We start from the raw sequence: 290 nt of genomic DNA on the forward strand, positions 1-290 counted from the left end.
TTGAAGAGTTCCATCAACAAGGTCACCGCAAAGAAAATCCCGCTCGTCACGATCAACTCGGGCACCGAGGAACAGAGTGCGCAACTCGGCGCGATCATGCACGTCGGGCAGCCGGAGTACGTCGCGGGCAAAGCCGCCGGAGAAAAAGCAAAAGCTGCCGGCGTGAAGTCGTTTCTGTGCGTGAATCACCTTGCGACCAACACCGTTTCTTTCGACCGCTGCCGCGGCTTCGCGGACGCAATCGGTGTCGACTACAAGGCGTCCACCATCGACTCCGGCCAGGACCCGAC

Annotated in this window: 1 pseudogene; it reads left to right on the forward strand. The window is 60.0% G+C overall.

The window, feature by feature from the left end:
- Positions 1-290: pseudogene (locus EN850_RS35680) on the forward strand (sugar ABC transporter substrate-binding protein); the annotation flags it as partial.

The sequence above is a fragment of the Mesorhizobium sp. M8A.F.Ca.ET.207.01.1.1 genome (assembly GCF_004794715.1).
Classification (GTDB): Bacteria; Pseudomonadota; Alphaproteobacteria; order Rhizobiales; family Rhizobiaceae; genus Mesorhizobium.